The 15,582-nt window shown below is 73.6% G+C and carries 11 protein-coding genes; 6 read left to right on the top strand and 5 right to left on the bottom strand.

What is annotated here, in order from left to right:
- Positions 1-55 precede the first annotated feature (55 nt).
- From ACTG9Q_RS25280 to ACTG9Q_RS25265, 4 genes are all read left to right on the top strand, one after another.
- Positions 56-1,558 (top strand): DUF4153 domain-containing protein, encoded by a 1,503-nt coding sequence (locus tag ACTG9Q_RS25280; protein WP_455575380.1) that lies wholly within the window; start codon positions 56-58, stop codon positions 1,556-1,558.
- A 92-nt stretch (positions 1,559-1,650) separates the two neighbouring features.
- Entirely contained in the window at positions 1,651-2,250 is a 600-nt protein-coding gene (locus ACTG9Q_RS25275) for a ketopantoate reductase C-terminal domain-containing protein (protein WP_455575379.1), read from the top strand.
- A gap of 64 nt (positions 2,251-2,314) precedes the next feature.
- Complete coding sequence (locus ACTG9Q_RS25270; RefSeq protein WP_455575378.1) at positions 2,315-3,841, top strand: PQQ-dependent sugar dehydrogenase; 1,527 nt, start codon at positions 2,315-2,317, stop codon at positions 3,839-3,841.
- Between the two features lie 209 nt (positions 3,842-4,050).
- The gene (locus ACTG9Q_RS25265; RefSeq protein ID WP_455575377.1) at positions 4,051-4,974 is read left to right on the top strand and encodes a phosphotransferase; all 924 of its coding nucleotides are present in this window, start codon (positions 4,051-4,053) and stop codon (positions 4,972-4,974) included.
- On the opposite strand, the gene ACTG9Q_RS25260 is transcribed toward ACTG9Q_RS25265, so the two are convergent.
- From ACTG9Q_RS25260 to ACTG9Q_RS25250, 3 genes are all read right to left on the bottom strand, one after another.
- Complete coding sequence (locus ACTG9Q_RS25260) at positions 4,971-5,528, bottom strand: dihydrofolate reductase family protein (protein WP_455575376.1); 558 nt, start codon at positions 5,526-5,528, stop codon at positions 4,971-4,973. The genes ACTG9Q_RS25265 and ACTG9Q_RS25260 overlap by 4 nt on opposite strands.
- Before the next feature lie 31 nt (positions 5,529-5,559).
- Positions 5,560-7,011: a flavin-containing monooxygenase gene (locus ACTG9Q_RS25255; protein ID WP_455575375.1), complete on the bottom strand. Its 1,452-nt coding sequence runs from the start codon at positions 7,009-7,011 to the stop codon at positions 5,560-5,562.
- A 163-nt stretch (positions 7,012-7,174) separates the two neighbouring features.
- Positions 7,175-7,390, bottom strand: a complete 216-nt coding sequence (locus tag ACTG9Q_RS25250) for a hypothetical protein (protein ID WP_455575374.1) — start codon at positions 7,388-7,390, stop codon at positions 7,175-7,177.
- Between the two features lie 81 nt (positions 7,391-7,471).
- On the opposite strand from ACTG9Q_RS25250, the gene ACTG9Q_RS25245 reads away from it, so the two are divergent.
- Positions 7,472-9,025, top strand: a complete 1,554-nt coding sequence (locus ACTG9Q_RS25245) for an adenylate/guanylate cyclase domain-containing protein (RefSeq protein WP_455575373.1) — start codon at positions 7,472-7,474, stop codon at positions 9,023-9,025.
- A gap of 15 nt (positions 9,026-9,040) precedes the next feature.
- Positions 9,041-10,570 carry a hypothetical protein gene (locus tag ACTG9Q_RS25240; RefSeq protein WP_455575372.1) on the top strand — a complete coding sequence of 510 codons (1,530 nt, stop codon included), beginning with the start codon at positions 9,041-9,043 and terminating at the stop codon, positions 10,568-10,570.
- Between the two features lie 70 nt (positions 10,571-10,640).
- Here the strand turns inward: ACTG9Q_RS25240 and ACTG9Q_RS25235 are convergent, their stop codons facing one another.
- Together ACTG9Q_RS25235 and malQ are read right to left on the bottom strand one after the other, a co-directional pair.
- Positions 10,641-13,547, bottom strand: a complete 2,907-nt coding sequence (locus tag ACTG9Q_RS25235; RefSeq protein ID WP_455575371.1) for a glycoside hydrolase family 9 protein — start codon at positions 13,545-13,547, stop codon at positions 10,641-10,643.
- 130 nt (positions 13,548-13,677) lie between these two features.
- Positions 13,678-15,582, bottom strand: coding sequence for a 4-alpha-glucanotransferase (malQ, locus tag ACTG9Q_RS25230; RefSeq protein WP_455575529.1), 1,905 nt, complete (start codon positions 15,580-15,582; stop codon positions 13,678-13,680).

Genomic DNA, 15,582 nt, shown 5'->3' with positions numbered 1-15,582 from the left:
CCTGCTCCGAACCGCGCGCCCAGGGCGCTCGACCCTGCCCGAACCAGGAGAACCCATGCCCGAAACCACCTCCACCCAGTCCTCTTCGGACACGACGACCGGGAAAGTCGGCTCCGGGCCGATGGTGAAGGACCGGGAGTGGGCAACGCCCGGCGCGCCCGCGTCCCGGCGGGTGCTCGCGATTGTCGGCGGCGCGGCGCTGGTGGCGGCGGCCGTGGTGCCCGTCGACCGGGTCGGCGTCGGGTGGGCGGTGGCGGCGGGCGCGGTGGTGGTGGCTGTTGTGGTGCTGGGACGGGGCGGTGTCGTGCGGTGGGGCTGGCTGGCGCTCGGCCTGGCGCTGATGGCGACGAGTGCCGTGCGGGCCGCGCCGTGGCTTTTCGCGCTGTGCCACCTCGGAGCCGTCGTGTGCCTGTCGCTGTCCGTCACAGGTGGGTCGGTCACAGGTGGGTCGGTCGCGGGTGGACGGTCGCTCCGCGGGCTCGCGGTGGGCGCGGGCGCGGTGCTCACCGCCGGTGTGCGCGCCGTGCCGTGGCTGGTGTCCGGGGCGTGGGTGGCGGCGCGGAGCAGGCGCGGCGGGCCGCGGATCGGGCGCTCGCTCGTGATCGGGGCCGGGCTGCTGGCGCTGTTCGGGTCGCTGTTCGCGGCGGCGGACGCGGCGTTCGCGGAGCTGGTCGAGGACGTCGCGCCGGACATCACCGGGGTGGCCGCCGGGCCGGGTCTCGTGGTGTTCGGCGTGGCCGCGCTCCTGGTCGGCGGGGTGGCCTTCCTCCGCGAGGCGCCGCTCCCGGCGGACCGCGCGCCGACGGCGTGGCCGCGGGTGGCGCTGGTGGAGTGGGCGCTGCCGGTCGCCGTGCTGGTGGCGCTGTTCGCGGTGTTCATCGGGGTGCAGGTGGCGGCCCTGTTCGGCGGTGACGCGCACGTGGCGCGCACCGCGGAGCTGACCTACGCGGTGTACGCGCGCTCGGGGTTCTGGCAGCTGCTCGTGGTCACCGCGCTCACCCTGGCCGTCATCGCGGTGACCGCCCGGGTCGCGCCGACCGGCACGGTCCTGGAGAGGGTGTGGCTGCGGGGGCTGCTCGGCGCGCTGACCGTCGCGACGCTGGTCATCGTCGCCTCGGCACTCGGGCGCCTGTGGCTCTACCAGCAGACCTACGGCTTCACCGTGCTGCGGCTGCTGGTGGGCGTCGCCGAACTCTGGCTCGGCGTGGTGTGTCTGATGATCTTGGCGGCCGGGCGGCGGCTGCGGGCGGGCCTGCTGCCGCGCGCGGTGCTCGGCAGCGGTCTCGGCGTGCTGCTCGGACTGGCCGTCCTCAGCCCGGAGGGCTTCGTCGCCGAGTGGAACGTCCAGCGCCACGCCGAGACCGGCCGCGTCGACGCCGACTACCTCGCCGGGCTCTCCGCCGACGCCGTACCCGCCCTGGCCGGGCTGCCCGACCCGGTCCGCGGCGACGTCCTCGCCGAGCACGCCGCGAGGATGACCGGCGACGGCCCCGCCGAGTGGAACTGGGGCCGGGCGCGGGCCCGCGCCATCCTCGCCGCACGGGAATTCACCGGGTAGCGGCCTTTCCCGGTCGAAACAACCGTTCTGCGCGCGCGGTGGGCGCCACGTACGATCGCCGGCAACCACCCAGGGGCCCTGACGTGACGACGATGGCGATTGTCGGCTCCGGTTCGGTGGGCACGATCTTCGCCCACGCCGCCCACGCCGCCGGTCTGGACACAGTGGTCTGCGCACGACGCGCGACACCCGGTTTGGCGCTGCGCGTGGACAATGTCCGCCGAGAGATCCCCGTCCCGGTGCTCACCGACCCACGCCACGCCTTCGGCGAACTTCTCGGCGGCTCCGGCCTCGCCGTGCGCCAGGTCGCCGACTTCCCCACCGCGGCCTGGCGGAAGCTGCTCGGCAACGCCGCCGCCAACCCGATCACCGCGCTCACCCTGCGCCGCATGGAGGTCATGGGGTCCGCGGGGATACCGGACCTGACCGAGGCCCTGCTGCGCGAGGTCGTCGCCGTCGGCCGCGCCGCGGGCGCCGACCTCGGCCCCGCCGACATCACCGCCACCCTGGACTTCTACCGCGGCTTCGACGGCGCGGACGGCACGTCCATGCTCTACGACCGGCTCGCGGGCAGGCCGATGGAAACCGACCTGATCACCGGCGTGGTCGTCCGCCTCGGCCGCGCGCACGGCGTCCCCACCCCGGCCACCACCCTGGTCCACACCCTCCTGGACGCCTGCGCCGCCGGTTGACGGTTGACACGGCAACCGAACGGGGCCAATCTGGGAGCGCTCCCAGAGAAGGCAGGAGTACGACATGCGACGAGGCATGCGCGCGGCGGCCCTGACGGCCGTCCTCATCGGCACCGCGGCGGTGGCCGCCCCCCAGGCGGGCGCCGCGCAAGTGGGCGCCACCCAGGCAGGCGCCACTCAGGCGGGCACCACGCAGGCGGACCTGGCGAACCTGGCCGTGGAGACGACGCAGGTCGCGTTCGGACTCAACCGGCCGACCGCGATCGCCGCCCCGGACGACGGCAGCGGCAGGCTGTTCATCACCGAGAAGGTCGGCACCATCCGGGTGTACCACCCCGACACCGGCCTGGCCGCGCAGCCACTGGCCGACATCACCGCCGCGGTCAGCATCAGCGGCAACGAGCGCGGCCTGCTCGGCATCGCCCCCTCCCCCGACTTCCGCACCGACCAGGCGCTGTACCTGGCGTACACCAGGATCAGGGACAACGCCGTCACCCTGGCGCGCTACACCCTCGGCAACCGCGTCCTGACCGAGCTGCTCAGCCAGGACCACGCCACCTATTCCAACCACAACGGCGGGCAGCTCGCCTTCGACAACGACGGCCTGCTGTACTGGGGCATCGGCGACGGCGGCAGCGCGGGCGACCCGTTCAATGCGGGCCAGCGGGTGGACACGCTGCTCGGCAAGATCCTGCGCCTGGACGTGAGCTGCCCGACCTACTGCGTCCCCCAGGACAACCCGCTGGTCGGCGTCGCGGGCGCGCGCCCGGAGATCTGGGCCCACGGCCTGCGCAACCCCTGGCGCTTCTCCTTCGACCCGGCGGACAACTCGCTGTGGATCGCCGACGTCGGCCAGGGCACCCTGGAGGAGGTCGACCACCTGCGCGCCGACCAGGGCGGCGCCAACCTGGGCTGGTCCTGCCGCGAGGGCACCGCGGTGTTCAACGCCAGCCGGTGCGACGCCACCAAGTCCTATGTGGACCCGGTGTTCACCTACCAGACCTCGGTCGAGGGCTGCGCGGTCATCGGCGGGCACGTCTACCGGGGCGCCCGGTTCGCCGACATCGCCGCGGGCGTCTACATCGCCTCGGACTACTGCACCAACCCCGCCTTCGCCATCCGCGCCAACGCCGACGGCACCCACACCAGCGCCCGCGTCGGCGAGTTCCCCATCCAGGTGACCAGCTTCGGCACCGACGCGGCGGGCGAGATCTACCTCGTCAACGACCTGCCGGGCCAGCTGCACAAGGTGTCCTTCCGGTCCACCGCGCCGCAGGCGGCGTGCACGGTCACCTACCGGGTGTTCAGCCAGTGGGGCACCGGTTTCCAGGCCGAGGCCACGCTCACCAACACCGGCGCCACCCCGGTCGCGGGCTGGTCGGTGGGCTGGACCTACGCCGACGGCCAGCGGGTCACCCAGGCGTGGAACGCGACGATCACCCAGCAGGGCGCCGCGGTCACCGCGACCAACGCCGACTGGAACCGCGTGATCGCCCCGGGCGCCTCGGTCCAGTTCGGCTTCCTGGGCGCCAAGGGCGCGGCGAACACCGCGCCCACGGCCTTCACCCTCAACGGCCGGGCCTGCCGCTGACTCCGTGCTCGGCGGGCACACCCGCCACCACGTCGGCCCCTCGACGATGGCGCGCCCGCCGAGCACGGCGAACCCGAGATCAGGACCCTCCTCAATCAATTGTTGAACAATCCTACGGCGATGGTTCGTAGGATTGTTCAACACGCCGAAGGCGGAGCATCCGACCTTCGGCGCACGAGGGTGGGCGCGGGCATGTCAAGATCTCTCTGATGAGCGCCACCGACAACCGCACCGAACGCGCCCTCGCCGCCGCCACCGCGGCCGGGCGCGCGCTGGGCATCGAGTCCACCGACCCGACCGTGCTGCACGACGTCTTCTCCGTCGTGGTGCACCTGGCGCCCGCCCCCGTGGTGGTCCGGGTGCCGACGGTGCTGGCGCCGTCGAGCCGGCCCCACGTCCAGGCCGAGCGCCAGCGCGCGGAGCTGGCGGTGGCGGCGTGGCTGGCGGAGATCGGGTTCCCGGTGGTGCCGCCGAGCCCGCTGGTGCCGAGGGAGCCGGTGGCGCGCGACGGGTTCATGATGACGTTCTGGCAGTGGGTGCCGACCCTGGCCACCGAGCCGGACTACCTGGCCCAGTGCGCCGAGTCCGCTCGCCTGCACGCCGCGCTGCGCGACTACCCGGGCGAGCTGCCGTTCATGACGTCGATGGACGAGTCGGTGACCGACAGCCTCGACCGGGTGGCCGAGCGCCCCGACCTGCTGCCCGCCGACGACCTGGCCAGGGCCCGCGCGGAGTGGGCGGCGCTGCGCCCGGTCCTGACCGACCGGGCCGCCTTCGCCGAGGCGTTCCCGGAGGCGTCGGTGCAGCCGATCCACGGCGACTCCCCGGCCTACAACCTGCTCCACACCGCCGACGGCCCGCTGTTCTCCGACTTCGAGCTGGTCACCGCCGGTCCGGTCGAGTGGGACCTGGCGCTGATGCCGCCCGACCACATCGCCGCCTACGACGAGCGCGCCACGGCCCTGGGCCTGCGCGCCACCGACCCGCGCGCGCAGAAGGTGATGGACGCCGCCCGAATGCTGCAGGTGGTCTCCTGCCTGGCGCTCGTCCCGCAACTGCCGGTGCTCACCGAGGGCCTGGCGCCGTCGCTGGCGCACTGGCGCACCATGCCGTTCGCGGGCGACCTGGTCTAGCGGGTCCGGTAGTGCGCGTAGACCAGTCCGCTGGCGAAGGCGCGCTCCTCGACCAGGTCGAGGTCCAGGCGCACGCCGTCGGGGAAGAACCGCTTGCCGCCGCCGACCACGCTCGTGGTGATGAATAGGTGGTACTCGTCCACCAGGCCAGCCGCGATGGCCTGCGCCGCGAGGGTGGGGCCGTCGACGGTGAGGTCGTGATCGGCCTCGGCCTTGAGCGCGCGCACCGCGTCCGGGTCGAAGGTCCGCTCGATCCTGGTCTTCGCGCTGGACACCGACTCCAGCGTCGTGGAGTACACGACCTTCTCCGCGGCCTGCCAGTCGCGGGCGTACTGCAGGATGTGCGGCGGCTGGTCGGGCTCGGTGTGCGCGGTCTCCCAGTAGAGCATGGTCTCGTACATCCGCCTGCCGTAGAGGTACGTGCCGACGGGGCGGAAGAGGTCGTTGATGAAGGTGTGCACCTCCGGGTCGTCGGCCCCGGTGCCGAGGCCGCCCTCCGCCGCCTCGGCGTAGCCGTCGAGCGAGGTGACCATCGAGTAGATGAGCTTTGCCATGCGTCTCCTTGTGCGTGTGCCCGCCCGGCGCTCAGGTGAACCGGACCCCGACGTCCTCGATCGAACCGTGGCGGAGCATGGCCACGTCGCGGGGGTAGTTCTGGTGCAGCCGCCAGGGCGCCGCGTGGCCCTGGCGGGGCAGCTTGTCGAGGTCGCGCGTGACGTAGCCGGACTTGAGGTCGATGAACGGCTCGGTCGGCAGGGCCGGGTCCGGGGCCAGCGGGGTCACCTGGCGCAGCCCGCGCGAGCGCATGTGCCGCAGGAGCCTGCACACGTACTCGGCGACGAGGTCGCACTTGAGCGTCCAGGAGGCGTTGGTGTACCCGATGGCGACGGCCAGGTTGGGGACGCCGCTGAGCATCATCCCCTTGTACGCCACGGTGTCGGCGAGGTCGACCTTGGTCCCGTCGACGGTCAGCTCCAGGCCGCCGAAGGCGAGCACCGCCAGCCCGGTCGCGGTGACGACGATGTCGGCGTCGACCCGCGCCCCGGACTCCAGTGCCAGCCCGGTCTCGGTGAACCCCGCCACCGCGTCGGTCACCACCTCCGCGCCGCCCTCCTTGAGCACGCGGAACAGGTCCCCGTCCGGCACGAAGCACAGGCGCTGGTCCCAGGGGTCATAGCGCGGCCGGAAGTGGGTGTCGACCGGGTAGCCCGCCGGCAGCCTGCGCCGGGCGTCCCAGCGGATCAGCCCGCGCACGGCGTTGGGCCGCCGCCGCGAGAGCTGGAACAACGCGGTGGCGATCAGGGCGTTCTTCCAGCGGATCAGCGGGTAGGCGACGCGGGCGGGCAGGAACCGCCGGGCGAGGTCGGCGATGGGGTCGCGCGAGCCGAGGGACAGGACGTAGCTCGGCGAGCGCTGCACCATCGTCACGTGCGCGGCCTTCTCGGCCAGCGCCGGGACGAGCGTGACGGCTGTGGCCCCGCTGCCCACGACCGCGACGCGCTTGCCGGTCCAGTCCAGGTCCTCGGGCCAGTGCTGGGGGTGCACGACGGTCCCGGCGTAGCGGTCCCGGCCGGGGAAGTCGGGGGTGTGGCCCTTGTCGTAGCGGTAGTAGCCGGTGCAGGCGAAGAGGAAGCCGCAGGTCAGCTCGACGGCCTCCCCGTCGCGGTCGACGGAGACCGTCCAGCGGGCCCGCTCGGAGTCCCACGCGGCGGCGGTGACGCGGTGGTTGAACCGCACCTGCCGGTCGACGCCGTGCTCGCGGGCGGTGTCGCGGATGTAGTCGCGGATGGCGGGCCCGTCGGCGATCGTCCTGGCCTGGGTCCAGGGGCGGAAGGAGTAGCCGAGGGTGAACATGTCGGAGTCGGAGCGCACCCCGGGGTAGCGGAACAGGTCCCAGGTCCCGCCGATCGCCGAGCGCGCCTCCAGGATGGCGAGCCGCACCCCCGGCACCCGCTCGCGCAGGTGGCAGGCGGCCCCGATGCCGGACAGACCGGCGCCGACGATCAGGACGTCCACGTGCTCCACCGGCGTACCCACCCTCCCGAGATCCTTGCCGGACGGTACCAAGCCGGGGCACGGCCCCGGGCCAGGCGACAGCCCTCATCACCACCAGGACGGGGGCGCGTCACGTCAGGCGGCACACAGTGTTTCCGTGGCGGGCGCGGTGTTTTCGTGGCGGGCGCGGGCGTCCTGAGTCAGGTCATCGGGGGTCGGGGCGGTTGACCCAGGAGTCGAAGACCAGCACGAGCAGGGCCAGGAAGATCAGGACGAGGGCCACGGGCAGCAGGCCGCCGACGATCATGATGACCGCGGCCAGCGTCATCGGGACCACCGCGAACAGGCAGAACAGATCGATCCGGCCGAAGGCGAAGGCAGGCCGGGCGGCCGCGCGGTCATGGGGGTCTTGGCTGCGCACGACCGGAGCGTAGCCGGTGCGGGTCCGCCGGTTCCGGCCACCGGGGACGCGCGCGAGCCTACCGGTGAGTAGATTGCCGGGGTGAGCACCGACCCCACCCGCGTACCGTTCGGCTCACGGCTGCTCGGGCCCCTGGGCGAGGACCGCAGGGCACTGCGCACCCGGGTGCAGGTCCTGCTGACGGTGACCCTGGTGGTGGCCAACCTGATCGGCGCCGCGGTGGTCGCCGTGCTGTCCACGGTGGTGATCCCCGGGCCGGGGCTGAGCGGCCGGGCCTGGGTGGTGACGGTGGTCGCGGTGCCCGCCTACGTCGTCGTGGCGGTCGCCGTGGGCGGGGTGTGGGGCACCCGGTGGGCGCTGCGCGACCTGCGCTGGGCGCTCGACGGCGCCCCCGAGCACGACCCGCGCGACGACGAGCGGGCCCGCCGGGCCGCGCTGCGGGTGCCGATGAACCTCACTCTGATGCAGGCGTTCCTCTGGGGACTGGCCACGGTGCTGTTCACCGCGCTGTTCGCCGTGCTCCAGCCCGAGCAGGTGACCACCGTCGGGTTCACCGCCGGGTTCGCGGGCATCGTGGTGTGCGCCAACGCCTACCTGCTCAGCGAGTTCGCGCTGCGCCCGGTCGCGGCGCGGGCGCTGTCGGGGCACCCGCCCGCCAGGGTCACGGGCGCCGGGGTGCTGGTGCGGACGCTGCTGTTCTGGGCGCTGGGCACCGGGGTGCCGGTCGCGGGGCTGGTCGTGGTGGCCATCTTCGCCATGGTCCGGGGGTACTCCACCGCGCAGCTGGCGGTGACGGTGCTCGTCCTGGGCGCGGTCGCGCTGGTGACCGGGCTGCTGGTGATGGTCTTCAGCGCCCGCAACACCGTCGCCCCGATCCGCTCGGTCCGCGCGGGCATGGAGCGGGTGCGGCGCGGCGACCTCGACGCCGAGGTGCCGGTGTACGACGGCACCGAGCTGGGGATGCTCCAGGCCGGGTTCAACCAGATGGCGGTGGGGCTGCGCGAGCGCGAACGCCTCCGCGAGCTGTTCGGCCGCCACGTCGGCCAGGAGGTCGCCGAGGTCGCGATGGCGGGCGGGGACCGCCTCGGCGGCGAGGTCCGCCCGGTCGCGGTGGTCTTCGTCGACATCGTCGGCTCCACCACGCTGGCCGCGACCCGCCCGCCCACCGAGGTCGTCGACCTGCTCAACCGCTTCTTCGCCGTCGTGGTGGACGAGGTCGACACCCACGGCGGGTTCGTCAACAAGTTCGTCGGCGACGCCGCCCTCGCCGTCTTCGGCGCCCCGGTCGAGCTCCCCGACGCCCCCGGCGGCGCGCTCGCCGCCGCCCGCGCCATCGCCGCGCGCCTGCCCGTCGAGGTGCCCGAGTGCCGGGCGGGCATCGGCGTGGCCGCTGGCCCCGCGGTGGCGGGCAACGTCGGCGCCGCCCGCCGCTTCGAGTACACCGTCATCGGCGACCCGGTGAACGAGGCCGCCCGGCTGACCGAGCTGGCCAAGTCCGTGCCCGGCAACCTGGCCGCCTCCGCGGACGCCGTCGCCGGGGCCTCCCCCGGCGAGCGCGCGCACTGGCGGCCCCACCAGTCGGTCGTCCTGCGAGGACGCACGGCCGAGACCACGGTCCACGTCCACATCCCCTGATGGAACCATGGCGCGGTGCGCACCTTCTTGGATCGGCACGGACGCCAGGTCACCCTTGTGGCGTCACTCGGCGCGGTGTTCCTGGCAGGCTGCTGGGCCGCCTGGTTCTTCACCATCGACGACGCGTTCATCACCTTCCGGTACTCCGAGAACCTCGCCGAGGGCAGCGGCCCGGTGTGGAACCTCGGCGAGGACCCGGTCGAGGGCTTCACCAATTTCGCGTGGATGCTCTGGCACACGCCGTTCGCGTGGCTCGGCCTGCCGCTGGAGACGGTGGCCAAGGTGACCTCGCTGCTCATCGGGCTCGCGGTGGTCGCCCTGCTGGCGACCCAGCCGGGCGGCAGGCTCGGCCGGCTGGTCGCCGCGGGCGCCTTCCTGCTGTTCGTGCCGACGTACTTCCACGTCACCGGCGGCCTGGAGACCGTCGCGTTCGCCGCGGTGCTGCTGCGCGCGGTCGTGGTGGGGCTGCGGGTGCTCGACGGACGGCCGGTGCGCGTGTGGGAGCCGCCCGCGCTCCTGCTGTTGGCGGGCATGCTGCGCCCGGAAGGGGCGGTGGCCGCGCTGCCCGCGCTCGCGGTGTGGCTGTGGCACAACAGGCGTGAGCGGGCCGCGTGGGTGTGGACGGCCGCGGCGGCCGTGGTCGGCGGCGCGTACTTCGCCTGGCGGTGGTCGTTCTACGGGCACCCGTTCCCGAACACGTTCTACGTCAAGTTCGGCAACGTGGCCGCGGGCGGGCTCTGGCTGTGGGCGACCGCGATCGCGCTCGCCCCGCTGCTCGTGCTCACCCTGTCCCTGCTCGCCCGCTCCAGCACCCGCCGGGCGGGCGCGCTGATCGTCTCGACCGTCGCGGCGGCGTACCTGACGTACGCGGTGTCCGGCCCGACCATGGACTACGTGCACCGCTTCGCCTTCCACGCGTTCCCGGTGCTGTGCCTTGGCGCGGGCCTGGCCGTCTCGGGGTGGCGGCCCCGGTGGCTCGCGGCGGTGGCGGGCGTGGCCGCCGTCGTCGGGGTGGCGGCCGCGGGCGTGCGGGTGCCGGACCTATCGGTGATCGCGGTCTACGGCCCGGACTTGCAGCGCGCGCACGTCGCCATCGGCCGCGGGCTGGCCCAGGCCGGCGTGCCCGCCGAGGCGAGGACGATCGCGGTGAGCGACGCGGGCGCCATCCCCTACTACAGCGACTGGACCACGATCGACTACATAGGACTGAACTCCGAACCGATCGCGCACGGCGCCAACCCCACCGACGTGGTCACCGCCGCCCGCCCCACGGTCGTCGTGGTCACCAACCACAGCCCGAACGTCCGCGGGAACGCCTACGGCCTGAACATCGCCCAGGCCACCGACGGCTACGTGCGGATCGCCAACGTGCGCATGCGCGAGAACTACTGGCAGGCCGTGTTCGCCCTGCCCCAGTACGCCGACCGCATCGCCGGACCCCTCGCCGCGAGCGTCGCCACCGCCCAGGCGACCTACGACCCCGACCGCTGGGACATCAGCCTCGACCGCTGGCTGGACCGCCTGCGGACCCAGCTCCCGTTCTGAGCGGGGGCGGGAAACGGCGACGGCCGCCGGTGGGATCGCCACCGGCGGCCGTACCTGTGCGGAGGGACATCTATCCGCAGGCTGAACCATTCACCGTGAAGGCGGTCGGCGACGGGTTGGCCCCCGAGTGCGAGCCGTTGAAGCCGATGCTCGTCGACGAGCCCGGGGCGAGGGCGCCGTTCCACGACAGGTTCTTCGCGGCGACGGTCTTCCCGGACTGGGTCCAGGTGGCCGACCAGCCCTGGGTGACCTTCTGGTCACCGGGGAAGGCGAACCCGAGGTTCCAGCCCGACCACGCGGTCGTGCCGGTGTTGGTCAGCGTCACCGTGGCGGTGAAGCCGTTGTTCCACGAGGAGGCCGTGTAGACGACCTTGCAGCCCGCCGCGGAGACCGGCTTGGTGCGCAGGGTGACCGGCGCCGACATCGGCGATGACTGCCCGATGGTGTCCTTGGCCCGCACCCGGTACGTGTAGGACGTGTCCGGGGTCAGGTTGGTCAGGGTCGCGGTCGGCTGGGTGACGGTGGCCACGACCGAGAAGGCGTCGCCCTGCACGCGCAGGACCTCGTACCCGGCGACGCCCTTGTCGTCGGTGGACGCGGGCCAGGTCAGGGTCGCGCCGGTGGTGGTCACCGCGGAGGCGACCGGCGTGCCGGGAGCGGTCGGCGGGGTGTCCCCACCGGGGGTGCCCCCGGCGTGCTCGGCCGACCAGCCCGCCAGCCAGGCGAACGCGGAGTTCCAGTTGACCGTGACCTCGTTGAGCGAGTACGCCTCGATGTGGTCGACGAAGCACTTCTGCGGCGCGCAGCCGGGCAGCAGCCGGGCCGCGATCGGGTCCTGCAGCCCGCTGTTCGGCCCGCCCGACATCACGCCGGGGGGCGCGATCGGGGTGGAGGCGTCGAGCTGGTTGGCCCAGTGCCGGTGGTGCACGTTGCGCACCGGGCGCTCGCCGTAGCCGGTCACGTAGGAGTAGTCCATCGGGTTGCGGCCCAGCAGGTAGCCCAGCGTCTCGAAGACCCCGTCGCGGTACTTGGCGTTCTTGGTGAAGTCGTACGCCAGGCCCAGGATCACGGCGTTGTTCGCGATGAGGCCGTTGGAGCCCCACACGTACTCGCCGTTGCCCTCGCGGTACGGCGCCGGGTAGCCCATCTCGGCCATCTGGGTCAGGTGGGCGTCGGCGGTGCGGGTGATCACCGACCTGATCGCGGTGATGTCCGCGGCGGGCAGGCCGTTGGGCACCAGCGCGAGGGTGAGGTCACCGGCGGGGGCGGTGGCGCCCCAGTCGAAGCCGCGGGCGGTGATGCTCGCGCCCTTGAAGTGCGTCGAGGAGGTGACATCCGTGCGGTACCCGGCCTCGCCGGTGGTGGCGAACAGCTCCGCGGCCGCCCAGTAGAACTCGTCGGACACCGTGGCGTCGCTGTAGGAGCCGCCGCCGGTGCCGTCGTCCGGGCTGGCGATGCGGACCGGGTTGTTCTTCGCCGTGGCGTACGCGGTGCGGGCCGCGCTCAGCGCCTGCGCGGAGAACGCCGGGTCGATGCCCGCCCAGATGCGGGCGGCCTGCGCCGCGACGGCGGCCATGTTCAGCGTGGCGGCCGTGCTCGGCGGGGCCAGGTGGCGGGCCTTGTCGTCCAGGTGCGGCATGGTCGGCAGGGCGGTCCACGCGTTGTCGTGCATCTTGTGGTGCACCCAGCCCGCGTTCACGCTGCCCGCGGGGGCCTGCATGCTCAGCAGGAACTCGACCTCCCAGCGCGCCTCGTCGAGCAGGTCGGAGACCCCGTTGGCGTTCTCCGGGATCGCCAGGCTGCCGTCGGCGAAGGCGCCGATGTCGCCCTGGGTCTTGGTGCGCTCGTAGAGGTTGAGCAGCTGCCAGGCCGAGATGCCGCCGTTGACCACGTACTTGCCGTGGTCGCCCGCGTCGTACCAGCCGCCGCTGACGTCGAGGCTGTAGGAGCAGCCGGTGTTCGGGCGGCACGGGACCGAGGTGTCGCCCTTGTTGGGCGCGACGCCGATGTGGCCCGCGGGCCTGGCGTGCTCCGCGCCGACGTACTGCGCCTTGATCTCGATGCCGCTGCGGTTGTGGTAGAAGAAGGCCAGCGACGCCTCGCGCAGGGACTCGATGTCCTCGGTGCCGATGTCGAAGGGCTTGCTCACGTCCGCGCCCACGGCGAGGGTGTAGCCGGCGCCCGGGGTGGTGTAGGTGGAGAAGTCGATGATGTGCGTCGACTCGCCCGCCAGCGCGTCGGCGCCCTTGGGCCTGGTCTGGCCGGTGGCCACCGACGTGCCCGCCGCGTTGCGCAGCGTCCACGGCAGCGCGGTGGCGGAGTCGGAGGTCAGGGTGGCCCGCTTGGCCGCGGTGGGCACGTAGGCGACCTGGTTGACCTTGATCGGCGGCGCGGGCTCGGGGCCGGGGCCGCCGGGCGGGATGACGCCGCCGACGAGGGAGACGTTGTCCAGGCAGACGGTGTTCGCCGCGGCCTGTCCGCCCAGGTGGAAGGACACCTGGCCGCTGCCCGCCTCCGGGAAGTCCAAAGTGGAGTCGAACGTGAAGGTGAAGGTCTGCTTCACCGACGTCACGTTGAAGCTCTGGCGCGCGATCTCGCGGTAGGGCGCCACGCCCTCACCGGCGCCCGCGCCCACCGGCTGCGGGTTGGTGGCGTGGGCGTCGAAGGTCAGGGTGTAGGACTGGCCCGCCTCGAACGGCACGCCGTTCTGCCCGACCAGGGCGTCCCACGGGTTCGCGGTGCCACCGGGGACGTTCGTGCAGAACTCGCCGTTGACGACGCGGCCGGTGGTGCCGGTGCCGTTCCAGAACGGGTCGGGGGTGCTGCCGGTGAACTGCCCGCCCACGACGCGCTCGTAGGGCGGGTCGGCGAACGCGGACGGGGTGGTCACCACGGTGCCCGCGACCAGCGTCGCCGCCGCGGCCACGCCCACCCGCAGGGCCTGCCTGCGTGGTCTGTGCCTCTGGCTCGAAACCATCGACGAAACTCCTTGCCTAACGACACGTCAGCGTGCCGTGCCGTCCACTCCGACGGCTTGGGACTTGGCGTTGGGAGCGCTCTCAGTTTCGAGAGCATAGGGGCACTGACACGCGAATGTATAGGGGGTGTTACCGCCCGGAGTCGTCGATCCGCCTGCCCAGCAGCGCCGCGACCTGCCGAATCCGCGGGTCGAGCATCAGCTCCCCGATTGTCGGCCGCACCCGGATGCGCCAGTTCGGGTACTCCTTCACCGTCCCGGGCAGGTTGGGCTGGCGGACGTCGCCGAGCACGTCGGTCGGCGCCGCCAGGACGAGGTCGCACGGCGTGCGGGCGAGCAGCCGGTGCAGGGCGAGGACGGGGTCGTCACCGGGCTCCAGCAGCCCCTCCGCCGACAGCAGCCCCAGCAGCGCCGCGCGGTCGGCCGCGGCGGCGCGCGCCTCGGCGGCCGCGTCGTCGAGCAGGCCGAGGTCCGCCCGCACCCGGACGTGTTCCCCCGACAGGAAGCCCGAAGCGGTCGGCAGGTCGTGAGTGGACAGCGTCGCCACCGCGCGCGCGGGCCACTGTCGCGGCGGGACGGGCGCGCCCTGGGCGTCGCGCTCGAACCACGCCACCGCGCAGCCCAGCGCGCCGCGCTCGCGCAGCTCGTCGGAGACCTCCTCGGGCACGGTGCCCAGGTCCTCCCCCACGACCACCGCCCCGGCCCGCTGCGCCTCCAGGGCCAGGACGCCGAGCATCGCCGCGCCGTCGTAGCGGACGTAGGTGCCCCGGTCGGCGGACTCGCCCGGCGGAATCCACCACAGCCGCCACAGCCCGGCCACGTGGTCGACCCTGATGCCGTCGCCGTGGGCGAGCACGGCGCGGATCATGTCGCGGAACGGGGTGTACCCGCTCTGGGCCAGGCGGTCGGGGCGCAGCGGCGGCAGCGCCCAGTCCTGGCCCTTGGGGCTGAACGCGTCGGGGGGCGCGCCCACGGTGACGTCGGCGGCGAGGACGTCCTGCAGCGCCCAGGCGTCCGCGCCGCCGGGGCCCACGCCGACCGGCAGGTCGTGCAGGATGCCGACGGCCATCTCGGCGGCGCCCGCGTGCGCGTCGGCGAGCTGCCGCGCGCACTCGCGCTGCACCCAGGCGTGGAAGGCGACCCGGTCGGCCAGCTCGCGGCGGGCGGCGGCGACGTCCGGGGAGTCGGGCCTGCGCAGCCCAGCGGGCCACCTCCGCCAGTCCCGGCCGTGGCGCTCGGCGAGGGCGCAGAAGGTCGCGAACTCGGCCAGGGACCCCTCGGGTTCGGGGATGTCGTCGGGCGTGAGCAGGGCCAGGGCCCTGGACTTGGCGTGCCAGACGGCGTCGTAGTCGATCAGCTCGGCGGTGTCGTCGGGGCGCAGGGCCAGCACTTCGGCGCGCAGGCCGGGGGACGCGGCGCGGAAAGCCTCGGTCTCGGTAACGGCGAGCAGCAGGGGGTTGTGGAAGCGCCTGCTGGACGGGGAGTAGGGCGAGGGCTCGACCGGGTCGACGGGGGTGATCGCGCCGACCGGGCTGACCAGCAGCGCGCCCGCGCCGTGCGCGGCGGTGCCCGCGGCGAACGCGCGCAGGTCGGCGTAGTCGCCGATGCCCCAGGACGTCGCCGAGCGCAGGGCGTAGAGCTGGACCATCCAGCCCCAGGTCCTGGGCACCGGGGCGAGGCGGGCCGGGGTGACGGCCAGCGGGGACTCGGTCCCGCCGCGGCGGAACCGGTGCCAGCCCAGCGGGGTGTCGGGGGGCAGGACGCCGTCGACCGCCACGGTGCCGCCGTCCTCCAGCAGCAACTCGCCCGCGCCCAGGTCGACCGGGTCCCCCTGGCGGACCACCGTGGGCAGCACCTGCCCCGGGACCGCCGCCAGGCTCGCCCGCACCTCCTCTGCGGTGGCGGCGGACACACCGAGCTGCGCCAACACCGCGACGACGACCTCGGCGTCGACGTCCTTCCACCTCCCGGCACCGTCCTCATAGCCCACTGCGACGCCGTAGGCTGAGGCGAGAGCGGCCAGCTCACTAGTGAT

This window comes from Actinokineospora lacus (genome assembly GCF_053813445.1).
Note: the sequence above shows the minus strand (reverse complement) of the source record. Positions and strands in the feature narration are given on the sequence as shown.

Excerpts from the sequence above, each read along its gene's own strand:
- ACTG9Q_RS25280 (WP_455575380.1), top strand. The coding sequence starts at position 56 with ATGCCCGAAACCACCTCCACCCAGTCCTCTTCGGACACGACGACCGGG.
- ACTG9Q_RS25275 (WP_455575379.1), top strand. The coding sequence starts at position 1,651 with ATGGCGATTGTCGGCTCCGGTTCGGTGGGCACGATCTTCGCCCACGCC.
- ACTG9Q_RS25270 (WP_455575378.1), top strand. The coding sequence starts at position 2,315 with ATGCGACGAGGCATGCGCGCGGCGGCCCTGACGGCCGTCCTCATCGGC.
- ACTG9Q_RS25265 (WP_455575377.1), top strand. The coding sequence starts at position 4,051 with ATGAGCGCCACCGACAACCGCACCGAACGCGCCCTCGCCGCCGCCACC.
- ACTG9Q_RS25260 (WP_455575376.1), bottom strand. The coding sequence starts at position 5,528 with ATGGCAAAGCTCATCTACTCGATGGTCACCTCGCTCGACGGCTACGCC.
- ACTG9Q_RS25235 (WP_455575371.1), bottom strand. The coding sequence starts at position 13,547 with ATGGTTTCGAGCCAGAGGCACAGACCACGCAGGCAGGCCCTGCGGGTG.